Genomic DNA, 15,928 nt, shown 5'->3' on the forward strand with positions numbered 1-15,928 from the left:
GTGGGGATCTGATCCTGGCGGATCTGGACGGCCGGACAGCGGCGTACGGGCGGCCGATGCATGGGAGTGATCTGCTGCACACCCGACCATATAACTGCAGCCGCGTCCTCTCAGGGCGTGCCGGCTGTCGCGTTTCTAGCGTGATTGGGGAGCGTGGGACCGTGTCGAATTGGGCTAGGGGTAGAGACAGCTTTGGAAACGTATTCAAAGATTGTTGGGTTGAATGAGTGAGCACGCAGGTGCGGGTAAGGCGAATGTGAGCTATATCAATATATAGCTGTCTGTTATTGTGAAAAGGTAACGAATTTGTAACTATAGCAATGCGAGCATGGTGCGAGCGCGCATGATGGTATTATGACTGAAAGCTGAATCGTATTCAGGAAGCGCCCTGATATTGTATTTCAACATGCGGAAAAGAAGCTTGCTCTTTTCCAATAGGCGGAATATAATGATATTAATATGTAACGCCTCTACTCCTCCTGCCGAAGGATCCCCATGAAGAAGTTCGCAGTGCTCGGTGCTGCTATTATTGCCCTTTTCAGTCTTGCCCACCCCGCACCCGCGTCGGCGTTCAATCCTGATGATGCGACGAAGAGCCATATAGAAGCTGCCGAGGTGTTTCTGGCAGAAGCGGGGGCGAGCAAGCACGACACTCGCCAGCTGATCAACAAGATTGAACGCAACGAGCCAATTGGAAGTGCCGCCGGATTGCCGATAGTCGCCAAGTGGACTCAGCGCGATGGTGACTTTTTGGTAACTACGGAAACCTACGCTGATGGATCGATTGAAGTTTCCAGCCTAGAGCAGCCTGCGGCTCCTGATGGACTGACTGACGCAGAGTTCGAAGCTGGACGTCCCGCACAGACTGCTAAAGAGACAACGGCTGCGCAGCACAATGAAAGAGGCGGGCTTACCGTGCCTGGCGGAAGAAATGAAATTCACGGTTCCATCAAAGGGTGCAAGGTAAAGGCTGGAAGCGGGTATCGCTCATATCGAGCATGCACTGTGTTGCGACAATCGGCAACAGCTAACATTAGTTTCACTGCAGCTTACACGTTAGTTCAAAAGGGAAATGACTATATTAGTGGTGTGAGTACGCCGATTCATAGGTGTTATGTAGCTTCATGCACCGATGTTAAAACCAAGATCCTTCGAAAGAAGGAGTCGCGGTCCGGCAAGGCCGTGGCGAGAGGATCTATGAATGTGACTGCTCCAGGTGGCTGGGCCTCCAAGAGCTATTGGGTGGAGCTCCGAGTTGGCGGTAACAAAGCGACTGTTGTCAACGGGGGCTAGGATTATGTGGCTCGGATCAAAACTGGTTGAAACTGGACACCTGAATGAGAATCCCGAATTCTCTCGTGGCTACGACATTGCCTTTGTCGTCGTTCCGATTGCCATTGCCGTGATCACGGTTGCGGCAATTGTATTCATCCTCCGCTCGAAACTGACGAACCTGGAGAAGGTCATCTTGGCAGCTGTCTCGGTTGTCGTTCCGTTGGTGGGAGCCGTCACCGCTCTTGCTGTGACAGTCGTCCTTTCACGCCGTTCCCCGGATGGCTCTGACCGGCACGCACCGAGTCGGAGCTAGCGACGTGCGCGGCTGACCGCCGCCGAGGCGGGGGTTGCCAGTTGCAGAAATGGTGGGGGTTTCCTGACCGCGAAGCCAGGAGAACCGCATTCTTCCCAGCCGTCGAGAGACGAAAAATGGAAGCATGAACACTCCGATCCTCACCGCACACGCACTGACCAAGACCTACCAATCGACCCAGGCGCTGGCCGGCATCGACCTCGATGTCACCGAGGGCGAGGCGCTGGCCGTCATGGGTGCCTCGGGTTCGGGGAAGACGACACTCCTGCACGCCCTGGCCGGCATCATCCCCATCACCAGCGGCGCTGTGACTTTGGCCGGCAGCGGCCGGCAGGCCCGGGAGATCAGCAGCCTCGGTGCCGGCAAGCGCACCGACCTGCGCCGCGGCTCGTTCGGGTTCGTCTTCCAGCAGGGCCTGCTCATGCCGGAGCTGACTGCTAAGGAGAACGTCGCGATCGCCGCGATGCTCAACGGGACACCGCGCCGCGAGGCCGAACGCTCGGCGGCAGCCTGGCTGGAGAGCCTCGGACTCGCAGGCCACCTGGACAAGCGCATCGGCCAGCTCTCCGGCGGCCAGCAGCAGCGCGTGGCGATCGCCCGCTCCCAGATGAACGACCCGCTCGTCACCTTCGCCGATGAACCGACCGGCGCCCTGGACTCCACCACCTCGGCCGAGGTGCTCGACGTGCTCCTGCGCTCGACCGTCAAGCGCGGACGCACCCTCATCATGGTCACCCACGATGCCCAGGTCGCAGCGACCTGCTCGCGGGTCGTCACCCTCTCCGACGGCCGGATCACCCACGACACCGCCCACCCGGCACACGGCCACCCGGACCATGCCCAGCCAGCCACCGCCTCGGGCGCGGTGTCCACCGGCTTCGCACACATCCAGCACTGAACGGGAGGACGACATGCGCACCGCACTCACTGTCATGCCCCTGCTGCTCTCGCGCCAGACCTTCGCCGGGGTCCCGGCGATGCTGACGATGCTGGCGTTCATGGCCAGCGCCAGCCTGTTCCTGCTCGTCACCGGCGGGCTGTGGGCGTTCCTGCACTGGAACCCGCCTGGGGTCGGTGAGCTCGCCGAGGTCTACCGGATCCTCGCCGGCATGGCGACCGTCTTGCTCATCATCCCGGCCGCCTCCCTCGGCATGGCCTCGGCGAAGCTCTCCGCTCGCCGGCACGATGAACGGCTCTCGACGCTCTCGCTCATGGGCGCTGGCACGGCGACGATCACGGTTCTGGCGATCGCCGAACCGCTCATCCTCGCTGCCGTCGGGCTCATCGCCGGCATCGGCGGGTACTATCTGCTGCTCGTGCCCGTCAGCCAGATCCCGTTCCAAGGCGCCGGCCTGGGCTTTGAGAACATGATGCTGCCGCTGTGGCTGACCGCCTGCGTGCTCGCCGTGCTGCTGCTCATCTGTCTCATCTCCACGCTCACCGGCCTGCGGCGGGTCTCGATCTCCCCACTCGGCGTGCGCGCTCGGGCGCTCGACCGTCGGTTCCCGGTTGGGCGGATCATCGCCGCCGTCGTCATCGCCGTGATGCTCTTCGCCGGCGTGACCGTGGTGCGAATGGTGAGCCTGAGCCAGGGGGTCGTGATGATCATCCTGCTGAGCGTTGTCGCCGGCGGATTCGTCATCATCAACGTCCTCGGCGTCCTCACCGTCCGCCTCATCGCCCACCTGCGGGCCAAGCGAGCACGGACGGCCGAGAAGCTCATCGCTGCCCGGATGCTCTCCGATGAGCCCAAGCAGTACTGGCGCCGCTCGGCCGGCATCGCGATGACCGCCTTCACCGCCACCTTCGCCGGCACCGGTGTCGCGCTCATGCAGACCGCTGACACCTCACACATGTCGCCGTCGGAGGCCCTGCTCGGCGGGGATGTGCTCACCGGGGTGCTGCTGACCCTGGGCATCTCGTTCGTCCTCATCACCGTCTCCGCGGTGCTCAACCAGGCCGTCGACATCTACGACCGCCGCGACACCTACGAGACCCTCGGCGCTGCCGGCATGCAGCCGGCGACGATGCACCGCATCAACGTCGCCGCCGTCATGACCCCCATCGTGTGGGTCTCAGCGATCGCGGCGTCGATCGGACTGCTGCTCGTCGCCCCGCTTGCCGGATTCGCGATGGTGACCTCACCGGTCACAATGGGGATCATGCTCGCCTCGATCGTCCTCGGTGCGCTCATCGTGCGCGCGGGCCTCTCCCTTACCCGGCCGCTGACGGGGAGGATGGCGCTGGCAGCCTGATCTGCGCCTCGGGAACGGGACCCGATGCCCCGCCGGAGGATCACAGGCGCTAAAGTCAGGTGTCAGAGTCAATGACCATCAGGCTGTGGAACTTCGGCGGAGGAGACCCTCATGGCAGCAGCGGACAGCAAGAAGAAGCGCAAGAAGAAAAAGAAGAAGGGCGGCGGCACCCCGTTCCGCGAATCGCCGTTCTTCAAGCTCGTCTGGATCGTCCCGATCGCACTCGTCGTACTGGCGATCGCCGGCGTGCTCGCGCGCATGTTCCTGGGCTCGGCCAGCGGTCAGGAGTTCCTCGCCGCGTACCCCGGCCACTCGGAGCTGCCTGCCGGCACCCCGGAGGGCTTCCCGTGGTGGGCGCAGTGGCAGCACTTCTTCAACATCTTCCTCATGGTCCTCATCATCCGCTCCGGATGGCTCGTGCGCGTGCAGCAGAAGCCGGAGGCCTACTGGACCCGGACCGTGAAGAAGCGGAAGAAGGGCGCGGCCGAACCGACGAAGATGAGCATCTACCTGTGGCTGCACCTGAGCCTCGATGTGCTGTGGCTGCTCAACGGCCTCATCTTCGTCATCCTGCTGTTCGCCAGCGGCCACTGGGCGCGCGTCGTGCCGGTCAGCTGGGACATCTTCCCGAACATGATCTCAGCTGGCCTGCAGTACCTGTCGTTCGACTGGCCGCAGGAGATGGCCTGGGTCAACTACAACGCCCTGCAGGTGATGGCCTACTTCGTCACGATCTTCATCGCCGCCCCGCTGGCAGCGATCTCCGGTGTGCGGATGTCGCCGATCTGGCAGAACACCTGGCCGATCTCCAAGGCCTACCCGGCTCCGGTCGCGCGTGCCATCCACCTGCCGGTGATGTTCTACTTCGTGGCCTTCATCTTCATCCACGTGCTGCTCGTGTTCACCACCGGCATGCGGCACAACCTCAACATGATGTTCTCGTGGACCGGTGACAACGCTACGAGCTGGTGGGGCTTCATCATGTTCGCCATCGCGATGATCGTCGTGGCCGTCGGCTGGATTGCCGCCCGCCCGCTGTTCCTGCAGCCGGTCGCGCAGATGTCGGGCAAGGTCACCACGCGCTGAGCCCGGCTGGCACAGCCAGCCTCCACAGTCGCCGTCGCCGAGGTGCCGGTCGCGTCCACACGCGACCGGCACCTCGCGTGCGGGGCCGTTCACACCCGCCTGCAGGCGATATGTCGGCAGGTTCCCGAGCGGCTACAGTGGGACAGCAGACAGCGGATGGAAAGGCGCCGATGACAGACGATCAGTGGCAGCGGGCAGAGGCCGGCATGCGGACTCCGCCCCAGGATCTCGATGCCGAGGAGTCGATCCTCGGCGGCATGATGCTGTCGAAGGACGCGATCGCCGACGTCGTCGAGACGGTGCGCGGCGAGGACTTCTACAAGCCGGCCAACGAGACGATCTACGACGTCATCCTCGACCTCTACGCCCGCGGTGAGCCCGCCGACGCGGTCACCGTCGCCAATGCCCTGCAGAAGGCCGGGTCGCTTGCCCGGGTGGGTGGGGCGACCTACCTGCACACGCTCATCGCCTCCGTGCCGACTGCGGCGAATGCCGGCTACTACGCCCAGATCGTGCGCGAGCGTGCGATGCTGCGCAAGCTGGTCGAAGCCGGCACCCGGATCGTGCAGATGGGCTACGACGCCGAGGGCGACACCGACGATCTGGTCAACCGCGCGCAGGCCGAGATCTACCAGGTCACCGAGCGGCGCACCGCTGAGGACTATGTGCGCCTCGGCGAGATCATGGAGAGCACCGCCAACGAGATCGAGCGGATGGGCGAACACGGTGACGACACCGTCGGCGTGCCGACCGGCTTCACCGAATTCGACAACCTCACCAACGGCCTGCATCCGGGCCAGATGATCGTCATCGCCGCCCGCCCCGGTGTCGGCAAGTCGACGCTGGCCCTCGACATGGCCCGATCAGCGGCGATCGCCGCACGCCAGTGCACTGTCATCTTCTCCCTGGAGATGGGCAAGCAGGAGCTGTCGATGCGCCTGCTCAGCGCCGAATCCGGGGTGCCGCTGCAGAACCTGCGCCGTGGTGAGGTCTCTGAACAGGACTGGACGACGCTGGCGGCGAAGATGTCGCGGATGCACGATGCGCCGCTGTACATCGACGACTCGCCGAACATGGCACTGACCGAGATCCGCGCCAAGTGCCGCCGGCTCAAACAGCAGCACGACCTGCAGCTCATCGTCATCGACTACCTGCAGCTGATGTCCTCCGGCAAACGCGTGGAGTCGCGTCAGCAGGAGGTCTCGGAGTTCTCCCGGTCGCTCAAACTGCTGGCCAAGGAGCTCGAAGTCCCGGTCATCGCGCTCTCGCAGCTCAACCGGTCCTCTGAGCAGCGCACCGACAAGCGGCCGATGATCTCGGATCTGCGTGAGTCCGGTTCGATCGAGCAGGATGCCGATATGGTGCTGCTCATCCACCGTGAGGACATGTACGATCCGGAGTCCCCGCACGCCGGTGAGGCCGACATCATCGTCGCCAAGCACCGCAACGGCCCGACCGGCGAGATCAAGGTCGCCTTCCAGGGTGCGCGCTCGCGCTTTGCGAACATGCCGCACTGATGGTGTGAGGTTCAGGGGGTGATACACGGTTGAATCGTCGGGCCATCAAAGGAGGGAGTTGGGAAATTCCCAACTTGTCTCTACACTTGAATGATGGACTCCATCGGCGCACGTGTTGCTGCCGCTATGAACGAGCGGGGGCTGACACAGAAGCAACTGGCACAGGCCGTCGGCATTACTACCGACGGCATGTCGCGTGCCCTCAACGGCAAACGCGGATTCGCTGCCGTCGAGCTGGCAGCTATCTCCCGCACGCTCGATGCTGACCTCGACTACCTCATCACCGGTGAACCGACGACGGACAGCCGACTACCGGTCGCCGCACGGCACCGCTTCGATCACGAGACCAGGACCCGCAGCGTCGAACGCATTGCTGACGACGAGCAAATCCTGGACGGGATCCGGTTGGCATACGTGCAGGCGGGCGAGATCGCATCGTCACCAGCTCTGCCGACGACGGTTGCGGAAGTGCGCGAACAGCTCGGGAAGGATTTTCCCCGGACCTTCGTGGCGGGTCTCGAAGCACTCGGCGTCGACGTCATTTCACTTCCTGAACTGTCAACTGCCTACGCTATGACCCTCAACGGGCGGCAGGTGATAGCCACCAACGCCTCCGGCAACTGGTTCTACGAGAACTGGTCCCTTGCTCATGAACTCGGACACCTTACACTCAAACACGAGTACGTCCGGCCCGATTCACCAGACGCAGGGCAGCGCGAGGCAGCTGCGCATGCTTTCGCTGCCGAGCTGCTGATGCCAGCTTCGGAGATGCGGGGCTCGGCCTGGGAGACGATGAATCCGACCGAGGTCGCTGATTACTTGTGGCGAAATGGCGTTTCGACAAAGTCGCTTCGCGTGCGTCTCGAGACACTCGGAATCACGCCGTCCCCTGAAGTGACGGCGGCTTTGGAGTTCACAACGCAGAAGGTGCTGCGGCGGTACTGGTCTGGAGGTGGAGCCTATAACGGTGACGCCATCAGCGATCGGATGGAAGAAGCATCACAGCGTCGCTTTCCGGCTTGGCTGCGCAGCGCGCATCTGAAGCGAATCGAAGCCGGCATGCTGCACAAGGAAACACTGGCGTGGATGCTGGGAGTAGCCGCGGACGAACTTGAGATCGACGAACCTGCGCCGCCGTCGCTTTCCGATGATGAGCTGATGGATCTGCTGGGTTGATCCGCGCTCGTGAGTACATCTTGGTTCTTCTTTCACGACACCGGCGTCCTCATCAATTTCGCGCTCTGCGGCGAGATGGACCTGCTGGAGCAGATCCTCGGCCAGCGAGGCCGGTGGACCGGGACCGTCTCCATAGAATGTGAGCGAGTCGGACCGAAGCTATCGCTCCCAGATCTCGCCACGAGCAGCGAACGGATTCTCGGCGAACCGATCATGCCCCACGACGGTGAACATCAGCAGATTCGATCACTGCGGCAGCTGATGGCAGCACCGGGAGATCATCAGGACGAACACCTCGGTGAAGCAGAGACGCTCACGATCATCCGCAGCCGACAGCTCAAGGCGGTGTTCGTCACCGAGGACTACAATGCCCACCCTTTTGCAGATGGAACTCGGTGCATCGATACGTGGCAGCTGTTGCGCGTCGCGCTGAAGAGAGGTCTGACGTCTCTCGAAAATGTGCGTCGCTTCCGTGCCGTGCTGCTGGACAATGGCCGGATCTCTCTTCGCCGAAAGCCCGAGATCTTCCTTGAGCAGCGGTTCGAGAAATGGCTGGCCAGCACAGGCTGAAGCTGCCTGGTGCGATCTCGGCCGCCCACGTGGGCGCGGGGCGGGAGGTTGCAGCAGACTACTTAGCCGACCACTCCCGCACTGCTGCCCGAATGGCAGCCGAGCGATCCAGACCTTCGCGGTCGGCTCGTTCCATCAGCGCCGCCAGCTCTGCATCCGGCAAGCGTGTCAGAACCACCTGGGAAGTCTTCTCAACGCGGGCTGGCCTTCCCCACCGGCGATTCAGCTGGTCGACGTCGTAACCGGACTCCGCCTCGACCGCCCATGCTTGAACCTGCCCATCAGAGACTTCGCGCCCATTCATGATGCGCTTCTTCATACGCACAATCGTATGACGTACAACGGACGGAGGGCTCCCACGCGCTGGCCCTTGGATGGACAGACGGCGGCGTACCCGGTGGCATCTCCACTGTCGCGTGAAACCACCCACCCGAAACAACGACTGCTGTCGGTGAAAGGAAGCGGGTGTTCAGCAGAGCTCATTCATGGTGGACCGTAAGCTGAAGATCACAGTCGTGGTGGTCGACGCCAGGCTCGGCAGTGTCGAGATAGTCGATCACCTGTGCAGAGGCGTGGGCCAGATCGCTGACCTGTGTGATCCGGTCTTCGTCGATCTCGAGTTCCCAGCCTCCTGACCACGGGCGTGCTGTGACCGCAATGGTGGTCATCGTCAAACTCCTTGCGCTCCCCCTCTGGCGACTGACATCGAGTCTATATAAGAGAATCAGGTCAGATCTAGATGTCCGGTTGCGCCGTCGTGAGTCCCTTATACGACTGACCATGCGGTCCGGCATAGGCGACAGGCTTGCCATCGACCGCTAGCACGAACCGTGCTTTGGACTGCTTGGCGATGCGCTCATTGAATTCCGGGAACGCGCCTGCGCCTTCGTTGCTGATCCAGACCACTGAAGGCTGCGCGGCCATCGAATCAGCAAACCTTCGGCGGGATGCTGCATCCACGTAGGCGAGCACCGCTGAGTGAAACACGACGACGGTCGCTTCTGCCGGAGCCTCGGTGATGAGGGAATCGAGGTCGGTGAGCAGATCCCCGGTGGCAATCCGCGGTGGTTCTGCGGCGACGATCTGGGAGGCTGCCCGTAGTCGTTGCCTTCGTGCCTCGTGCTCGGGCCAGATGAGAGACTCCAGCCATCGCATATCCGACTCGCTGGTGACGTCGAGCGGGTTGAGATCAAGGCCAGCCCCCCCACTCCACCTCGGGAACGGAGTTGGGAACCGGAGCACCGGAGATCGTGCACGGCAGCACCACCGAGCTGGGGCCACCCGGCGAGTCGACGCGTACAGTACCGGCGTCGGTGCAGTAGTCGTAGCTGTATCGGTCCGGATACAGACACAGTCCCGCCGACGCCCCAACCTCGATGAGCGCCAACGGACCTGGGATCTGTGTCAACACCGGCAGCAAGGTGGCGCACCGGCTCGCCTCATTCGTCTGCGTAGCGTGAGACAGCATCACCGCGGTGACGGAATCCCAGTGGGAGATCAGCCACGACCGGAGATCGGCGTTCGACACTGCTGTGCACCCGAGATGACGGGCCGCGGCGAAGAGCAGGTTCGGTTGGCGCTTATCAGCCGGCCGGTTCGCAAGACGGTCGAGCAACATCGGATCGTCGGCGATCCCATTGGCCCAGTCTTCGTAGATCGGGGAGACACCGCGAGCCTGGTAGTGGGCGAAGCTGCGGTAGATCCTGGCTGTCTCGCCAACCACGGAATCGGGCACTGAGGACATGCCGACAGACTACGTGACACCCTGGCGACATGGCCGGAAACGGGCAGACGGATAGACTCTTTTCACAGCGGCGATTCAAGGGAGAGGCCGACATGGAGTGTTCAGATGAGGACGTAATGGCTCTTTGCAAGCTCATCAAAGAAGAGCTGGGCACCGATGAGAAGAAGTGGTTCCAGCCTGATGGGTATGGCTGCGTTGCCTTGTCCGTCATCGACGCGATCTACTCGACCGGCAACCATTATTCAGGTGTTCTGAACGTTGTTTCTCGGTATCGTGCGCGACGCTCCAGTGAGAGCGGCAGCTGCGATGAAGAGAAGTGCGAGGACACTGCGTCGGACTTGGTGGAGGCCTTCGACCGGTGGGGAGGAATCGAAGGATTCGTTGAAGCAACCGCGAATCGCTGGAAGACCTCGTCGAAGAAGGGCGCTCCGTACAAGGCATACGCGGTGTATGAGGCCGCCAAAATTCTGAAAGAGCATGGACTCGAAACGCCGCACGACTTGAAGGAGCAATTCTCCTGTCGTGAGAGTCGCGAAAAGTCAGACGTTACCCGCGAATGGAAAGGCATTACTGGCCAGCGCAGCGGCCTGACGTGGCATTACTTTCTCATGCTCATCGGAATTCCTGGGGTCAAGGGCGATCGAATGATCACCAGTTACGTCTCACGGGCGCTAGGGAACCGCCATGTTTCGCCGACTGAAGCCTCCCGGCTCGTTGAAAGAGCCGCAGACGAACTGAACCTCGCATACGGCCGACTCGATCATGCAATGTGGCGAAAGGAATCGGGGCGCGACTTCATTGACGATTCGGCCCAGAAGTCGATGACGTGACCACCGCCTCGGCGGCGGCTTCCTCCCTCGTTACCCGAGTTCCACTATCAGCACACCGGTTGCCACGAGCACGATGCCCAATCCCATCACCCAGGTGAGCGGTTCGCGGAAGAGCAGGTGGGACAGCACCGCCGTCAGGGCGACACCGCCGGCGGCCCAGATGCCGTAGGCGACGGCCAGATCCATGCCGCTGGCGAGCGTGAGCGACAGGCACGAGAACGCGATGACGTAGCCGAGGCCGACGGCGACGTACCAGCCGCGGCCGCCGGTGACGGCCATGCGCAGACACAGCGTGGCGGCGACCTCGGAGACGATCGCGGCGGTGAGGAACACCCAGGCGATCATGCCGGCCCCTCGGCGGTGTCAAGACCTTCGACCGACCGGTTCGCGGCGTGAGCGCCGAGCTCGATGCACAGCACTCCGGCGATGATGACGATGATGCCCGCACCCATAAGCCAGGAGAACGGCTCGGCGTAGATGATGACCGAGAGCACCGCGGTGAGCGCGACTCCGAAAGCCGCCCACACGCTGTAGGCGACACCCAGGCTGATGCCGGCGCGCAGCACCCCGGCCAGGCACGTGAAGGCGATGAGAAAGCCGGCCACCACGACGGCGTAGAGCACCGGGTGGGTCAGCGCGCCCTTGAGCGACAGCGACCCGGACACCTCGGCGATGATCGCGACGACGAGCAGCCCCCAGCCGCGCAGCCGCCGTGGTGCTTCAGCCGTCCCGGCCACCGGAATCCTCCCGTCATGTGCAGCGTCATCCCAGGTGCACAGCCCGGGCATCACGCGACCCCCAGGCGGCAGCACCTGGGTCAGTGTAGCGGTTCGGCGACGGCAGCGACGGCGCCTGTCAGACGCCGGCCGACGGGCTGCCGGGCGAGTCCGTCTGGCGCTCGCCGTAGACGAGGACGAACTCGTCGATCGCCTCGCGCGTCAGATGCGCGATGTCGGAATTGAGCTTCTCCTCCAGCAGCAGCCGTTCGGCAAGGAGTTCGGCATGGGATTCGCGGGCTTCGTCAGCGGCTTCGAGGAGGGCTTCGCGTTCCTCGCCGTCGAGGTTCGGATCACCGGCCGTGATGCGCAGGCACTGCTCGCAGCGGGCGACTTCGCGCCGGGACTGCTCAGCCGCGTCGGTGAGGTCGTTGAGGATGGATTGGTTGTCGAGACAGTCTTCCCATTGGATCTGCGGCGTCATGGCTTTCACCTTTCTCGCTCCCCTGACCTAAGCATAAACAACACCGCTGACATTCGAGCTGAGAATCGCTCATTCCCGCCTGTGAGTATCGGCCCGGCACACGAGCCGGGATTCCGCTATTTCAGACAGTGAGCCATGCCCCGCCGCGCATAGGAGAGGTGACGTGCCTTACAGTGAGCGGGAGAGGCCCACCTGAACGACCGCGGAGAACCGACCATGACGACACGCACCGAACCGAGCTCCCCGACCCGGCCGCGGGGCATCTGGCGCATCTTCGTCTTCTCCGCCATCGGCATCTTCATGTTCTTCGTGCCAATCACCATCGCCGGCACCAACACGATCCCACTCGACCACATCGTCACCGGCATCAAGACCTACGCCGCACCGGTCGTGCCCTTCATCGTGCTGGCTCTCATCCTGCTCGGCACCTTGCGCCCATTCCTCACCGGCAGCTGGCGCGACTCGCCGACCCGCACCGTGTTCTCCTTCCTCAACATCGCAGGCCTCATCGTCGCGATCCTCATCCTCACCTCACCGCCGGCCTGGCTGGCGGCTGAGGACATCGGGCCGTTCCTGTGGGAGAAGCTCGTCATCTCCGTCGGGCTCATCGTCCCGGTCGGGGCGATCTTCCTGGCGATGCTCGTCGGCTACGGGCTCATGGAGTTCATCGGCGTGCTCGTCCAGCCGATCATGCGCCCGGTCTGGCGCACCCCCGGCCGCTCGGCGATCGACGCAGTGGCCTCCTTTGTCGGCTCCTATTCCCTCGGACTGCTCATCACCAACCGCGTCTACCACCAGGGCAAATACACCGGCCGTGAGGCCGCGATCATCGCCACCGGCTTCTCGACGGTGTCTGCGACCTTCATGATCATCGTCGCCAGTGCGCTCGACCTCATGGACCACTGGCTGCTGTACTTCTTCACCACCCTGTTCGTCACGTTCCTCGTCACCGCGATCACCGTGCGCATCCCGCCGCTGTCGACGGTCCCGCACGACTACTGGCACGAAGCGACCCCGCAGCCGGAGGAGAAGCCTGCCGGATCCCGCCTGCGGGCAGCCTGGCAAGAGGCGCTCGAGGCCCTTGACCGGGCGCCGAGCTTCGGACGCAACATCTGGCTGAACTTCCGCGACGGCATCTACATGGCCGCCTCGATCCTGCCCTCGATCCTGTCGGTCGGGCTCATCGGCCTGCTGCTAGCCAAGTACACCCCGCTCTTCGAATGGTTCGGCTACCTGTTCTACCCGTTCACCTGGATCACCCGGATGAGCGAACCGCTGCTGACCGGCCAGGCGCTCTCGCTCGGCCTCGTCGAAATGTTCCTGCCCTCGACGCAGGTCGCCGATGTCGACTCGCTCGTCACCCGCTTCGTCGTCGGCATCATCTCGGTCTCAGGCATCATCTTCTTCTCCGCCATGGTGCCCTCGATCCTCGCCACCGACATCCCGATCAAGCTGTGGCACCTCGTCGTCATCTGGTTCGAACGCGTCGCCCTGTCGATCCTCATGGCCGCCCCGCTGGCCCACCTGCTGCTCTAGTCGGCTGTGCGACACTGATGTCATGCTCGAGCCGCTCACCCGCCTGACCACTCGCGACGGTGCGGAGTTCGCCGTCCGCCGCGCCACCGCAGGCGACCTTCCAGCGATCGTCGCGCTGCTTGCCGACGACCCGCTCGGCCAGTCACGCGAGTCCGCCACTGTCGATGACGCCTACCAGCAGGCCTTCGACGCCATCGACGCCGACCCCGGTCAGCTCCTCCTCGTCATCGAAACCGCTGGGCCCGCGCCCGAGGTGGTGGGCACCTGCCAGCTGACCTTCATTCCCGGCATCTCCCGGCACGGCACGTTGCGCGCCCAGATCGAAGCTGTTCGCATCCGTGCCGACCACAGCGGACAGGGCCTGGGCACGGCGCTCTTCACGTGGGCGATCTCCCACGCCCGCTCCCGCGGCTGTGGTCTCGTCCAGCTCACCACCGATCACTCCCGCGCTGACGCCCACCGCTTCTACGACCGCCTCGGCTTCACCGCCAGTCACACCGGCTACAAGCTGCTGCTGTCCGCCGACAGCTGAGCCGGGCTCCAGCCATGCGGCTCGTCCAACAGCGATAATACGATGAGACGGATAACAGCTGGACTTCTGCATACGTGAGGTTTCCGGCCTGATCGTCGGCGGAGGCATGATGAGCGCAGGTGCGCTATTGCGCGACACACTGAGATTTCACTGGCGACCCCTGAGCGCCGCTGCTGGGCTCTCAGTTGTCGGCGCACTCTTGAGCCTCGGGCAGCCGCTAGTGGTCAACCATCTCATCGAGTCGATCAGCGCCGGAACAGGCACAGCCTCCCTGACGACGTGGATCGCCGGGCTGGTCCTGCTCGTCATCGGGGCCGCTGTCGTCGACGCGGGTGCCCAGCTGCTAGTGACACGAACAGCAGAGTCGGCCATCCGTCGCCTGCGCAGCACGATTGTGCTGCGCGTGCTCCGACTGCCGATGCGCGTGCTTGACCGGCAGCGCTCCGGTGACCTCGTCACTCGCGTAGGATCCGACGCCACTCTGGTGCGAGAGATGTTCACCGGCGGTCTTGTCGACGTCTTCGGCGGCCTGCTGCTCTTCGTCGGCGCCATCGCCGCCATGGTGTGGATCGACCCGGTCATGCTCGCCATCGTCCTGGGCATCGGCGGTACGGCGGTCATCGTCGTCATCGCAGCATCGGCGAAGATCCAGACGCTGACCCTGCAGGCCCAGAATGCCGTCGGCGACCTGTCTGCGCAGTTGGACCGTGCGATCTCGGCGGTGCGTACGATCCGCGCGGCGAACGCTGAACAGCGGGTTGGCGCAGACATGGATGCAATGGCCGACCGCGCCTACTATCGGGGAGTGCGCATCGCCCGAATCGAAGCGATGCTCGGGCCGGTCAGTGGCCTGACTCTGCAGGTGGCTTTCCTCGCCGTGCTCGGCATCGGCGGCATGCGGGTGGCGACAGGGGCGATCAGTGTCGCGGACCTCGTCTCCTTCATCCTCTTCCTGTTCCTCATCGCCGCCCCGCTCGGCCAGGCATTCTCTGCGATCACCACCGTACGCGCAGCCCTTGGAGCTTTCGAGCGAATCCGCGCAACGGTGAGCCTGCCGCTCGAAGGCGAGCAGGATCCACCGCACCCAGCCGGCTGCACACACGAGCTCGGGCCGCGCAACGAGATCTCGGCACACGCTGTCGGATTCGCATACGAACCCGGCCGACCCGTGCTCACGGACGTCAGCTTCAGCATCGCCGACGGGTCCACAACTGCGATCGTCGGCCCTTCCGGGTCCGGGAAATCGACACTGCTGGCGCTGCTCGAGCGCTTCTACGATCCTGATTCAGGTGTGCTGTCGATCGACGGCACCGACATCACCTCGGTCTCTCGCCAGCAGCTGCGCACACGCATCGGCTATGTCGAGCAGCAGCCGCCGGCATTGGCCGGGACCGTGCGAGAGAACCTGCTCCTCGGCGCACCTGCCGCCACCGACGAAGAATGCGCCTCCGTCCTGGCCGCAGTGCGTCTGACCGATCGCTTCGACGCAGCCGAGGGGCTGGACACACAGCTCGGAGAGCGCGGCGTTAATCTCTCCGGCGGGCAGCGACAGCGCCTGGCGCTCGCTCGCACACTGCTGGCAGATCCCGGCATCCTGCTGCTCGACGAGCCGACCGCCAGTGTCGACTCGCTGACCGAAGAGGTCATCCAGGACGCCATTGCCCGGCACAGCCACAACCGCACCACCGTCATCGTCGCCCACCGTCTGTCCACGGTCACCGCCGCCGATCAGATCCTCGTCCTCGCCGACGGTCAGATCGAAGCTGCCGGCACGCATACCGAACTGCTGGAAACGAGCTCCCTCTATCGCGATCTCGCCGACCGTCAACTGCTCACCTGAACCCGGCCACCTCGCCTGCAGACACGACCGCGCCCGAGGCGGGTCCCACCTCGG

Annotated in this window: 18 protein-coding genes; 11 read left to right on the top strand and 7 right to left on the bottom strand. The window is 63.6% G+C overall.

Going from position 1 to position 15,928, the window contains the following annotated elements; genetic code table 11:
- Window positions 1-495: 495 nt before the first annotated feature.
- The 7 genes from H9634_RS02445 to H9634_RS02475 all read left to right on the top strand — a co-directional run bounded on the left by H9634_RS02445 (window position 496) and on the right by H9634_RS02475 (window position 8,192).
- Window positions 496-1,293, top strand: a complete 798-nt coding sequence (locus H9634_RS02445; RefSeq protein WP_191725228.1) for a DUF5626 family protein — start codon at window positions 496-498, stop codon at window positions 1,291-1,293.
- A 419-nt stretch (window positions 1,294-1,712) separates the two neighbouring features.
- Window positions 1,713-2,486 (top strand): ABC transporter ATP-binding protein, encoded by a 774-nt coding sequence (locus H9634_RS02450; protein WP_191725229.1) that lies wholly within the window; start codon window positions 1,713-1,715, stop codon window positions 2,484-2,486.
- A 13-nt stretch (window positions 2,487-2,499) separates the two neighbouring features.
- On the top strand, window positions 2,500-3,843 hold the full coding sequence (locus H9634_RS02455; RefSeq protein ID WP_191725230.1) for an FtsX-like permease family protein: 1,344 nt from the start codon (window positions 2,500-2,502) through the stop codon (window positions 3,841-3,843).
- Between the two features lie 111 nt (window positions 3,844-3,954).
- Window positions 3,955-4,929, top strand: a complete 975-nt coding sequence (locus H9634_RS02460; RefSeq protein WP_175293556.1) for a cytochrome b/b6 domain-containing protein — start codon at window positions 3,955-3,957, stop codon at window positions 4,927-4,929.
- A 170-nt stretch (window positions 4,930-5,099) separates the two neighbouring features.
- Window positions 5,100-6,446: a replicative DNA helicase gene (gene dnaB / locus H9634_RS02465; RefSeq protein ID WP_175293557.1), complete on the top strand. Its 1,347-nt coding sequence runs from the start codon at window positions 5,100-5,102 to the stop codon at window positions 6,444-6,446.
- A gap of 93 nt (window positions 6,447-6,539) precedes the next feature.
- Entirely contained in the window at window positions 6,540-7,622 is a 1,083-nt protein-coding gene (locus H9634_RS02470) for an ImmA/IrrE family metallo-endopeptidase (RefSeq protein ID WP_191725231.1), read from the top strand.
- Window positions 7,623-7,631: 9 nt separating this feature from the next.
- The gene (locus H9634_RS02475; RefSeq protein ID WP_191725232.1) at window positions 7,632-8,192 is read left to right on the top strand and encodes a hypothetical protein; all 561 of its coding nucleotides are present in this window, start codon (window positions 7,632-7,634) and stop codon (window positions 8,190-8,192) included.
- 58 nt (window positions 8,193-8,250) lie between these two features.
- Here the strand turns inward: H9634_RS02475 and H9634_RS02480 are convergent, their stop codons facing one another.
- From H9634_RS02480 to H9634_RS14675, 4 genes are all read right to left on the bottom strand, one after another.
- Window positions 8,251-8,511 (bottom strand): ribbon-helix-helix protein, CopG family, encoded by a 261-nt coding sequence (locus tag H9634_RS02480; RefSeq protein ID WP_191725233.1) that lies wholly within the window; start codon window positions 8,509-8,511, stop codon window positions 8,251-8,253.
- Between the two features lie 160 nt (window positions 8,512-8,671).
- Complete coding sequence (locus H9634_RS02485) at window positions 8,672-8,860, bottom strand: hypothetical protein (RefSeq protein ID WP_191725234.1); 189 nt, start codon at window positions 8,858-8,860, stop codon at window positions 8,672-8,674.
- A 67-nt stretch (window positions 8,861-8,927) separates the two neighbouring features.
- On the bottom strand, window positions 8,928-9,347 hold the full coding sequence (locus H9634_RS14670; protein ID WP_263598782.1) for a DUF2332 domain-containing protein: 420 nt from the start codon (window positions 9,345-9,347) through the stop codon (window positions 8,928-8,930).
- 34 nt (window positions 9,348-9,381) lie between these two features.
- On the bottom strand, window positions 9,382-9,936 hold the full coding sequence (locus tag H9634_RS14675) for a DUF2332 domain-containing protein (protein ID WP_263598783.1): 555 nt from the start codon (window positions 9,934-9,936) through the stop codon (window positions 9,382-9,384).
- Window positions 9,937-10,052: 116 nt separating this feature from the next.
- Between H9634_RS14675 and H9634_RS02495 the strand changes: the two genes are divergently transcribed.
- Entirely contained in the window at window positions 10,053-10,766 is a 714-nt protein-coding gene (locus H9634_RS02495) for a heme peroxidase (RefSeq protein ID WP_191725235.1), read from the top strand.
- Between the two features lie 30 nt (window positions 10,767-10,796).
- Here H9634_RS02495 and H9634_RS02500 read toward each other — a convergent pair whose 3' ends face one another.
- From H9634_RS02500 to H9634_RS02510, 3 genes are all read right to left on the bottom strand, one after another.
- Window positions 10,797-11,108: a DMT family transporter gene (locus tag H9634_RS02500; RefSeq protein ID WP_191725499.1), complete on the bottom strand. Its 312-nt coding sequence runs from the start codon at window positions 11,106-11,108 to the stop codon at window positions 10,797-10,799.
- A complete protein-coding gene (locus H9634_RS02505; RefSeq protein ID WP_318244977.1) occupies window positions 11,108-11,503 on the bottom strand; it encodes a DMT family transporter in 396 nt (131 codons plus the stop codon). The genes H9634_RS02500 and H9634_RS02505 overlap by 1 nt, the downstream gene beginning before the upstream one ends.
- Window positions 11,504-11,621: 118 nt before the next feature.
- Window positions 11,622-11,966: a hypothetical protein gene (locus tag H9634_RS02510; protein WP_191725236.1), complete on the bottom strand. Its 345-nt coding sequence runs from the start codon at window positions 11,964-11,966 to the stop codon at window positions 11,622-11,624.
- A gap of 216 nt (window positions 11,967-12,182) precedes the next feature.
- Between H9634_RS02510 and H9634_RS02515 the strand changes: the two genes are divergently transcribed.
- The 3 genes from H9634_RS02515 to H9634_RS02525 all read left to right on the top strand — a co-directional run bounded on the left by H9634_RS02515 (window position 12,183) and on the right by H9634_RS02525 (window position 15,874).
- Window positions 12,183-13,502 (top strand): YjiH family protein, encoded by a 1,320-nt coding sequence (locus H9634_RS02515; RefSeq protein WP_191725237.1) that lies wholly within the window; start codon window positions 12,183-12,185, stop codon window positions 13,500-13,502.
- A 22-nt stretch (window positions 13,503-13,524) separates the two neighbouring features.
- Window positions 13,525-14,034, top strand: a complete 510-nt coding sequence (locus H9634_RS02520; RefSeq protein WP_191725238.1) for a GNAT family N-acetyltransferase — start codon at window positions 13,525-13,527, stop codon at window positions 14,032-14,034.
- A gap of 109 nt (window positions 14,035-14,143) precedes the next feature.
- Window positions 14,144-15,874, top strand: coding sequence for an ABC transporter ATP-binding protein (locus H9634_RS02525; RefSeq protein ID WP_191725239.1), 1,731 nt, complete (start codon window positions 14,144-14,146; stop codon window positions 15,872-15,874).
- Window positions 15,875-15,928: the final 54 nt, after the last annotated feature.

The sequence above is a fragment of the Brevibacterium gallinarum genome (assembly GCF_014836885.1).
Lineage (GTDB): Bacteria > Actinomycetota > Actinomycetes > Actinomycetales > Brevibacteriaceae > Brevibacterium > Brevibacterium gallinarum.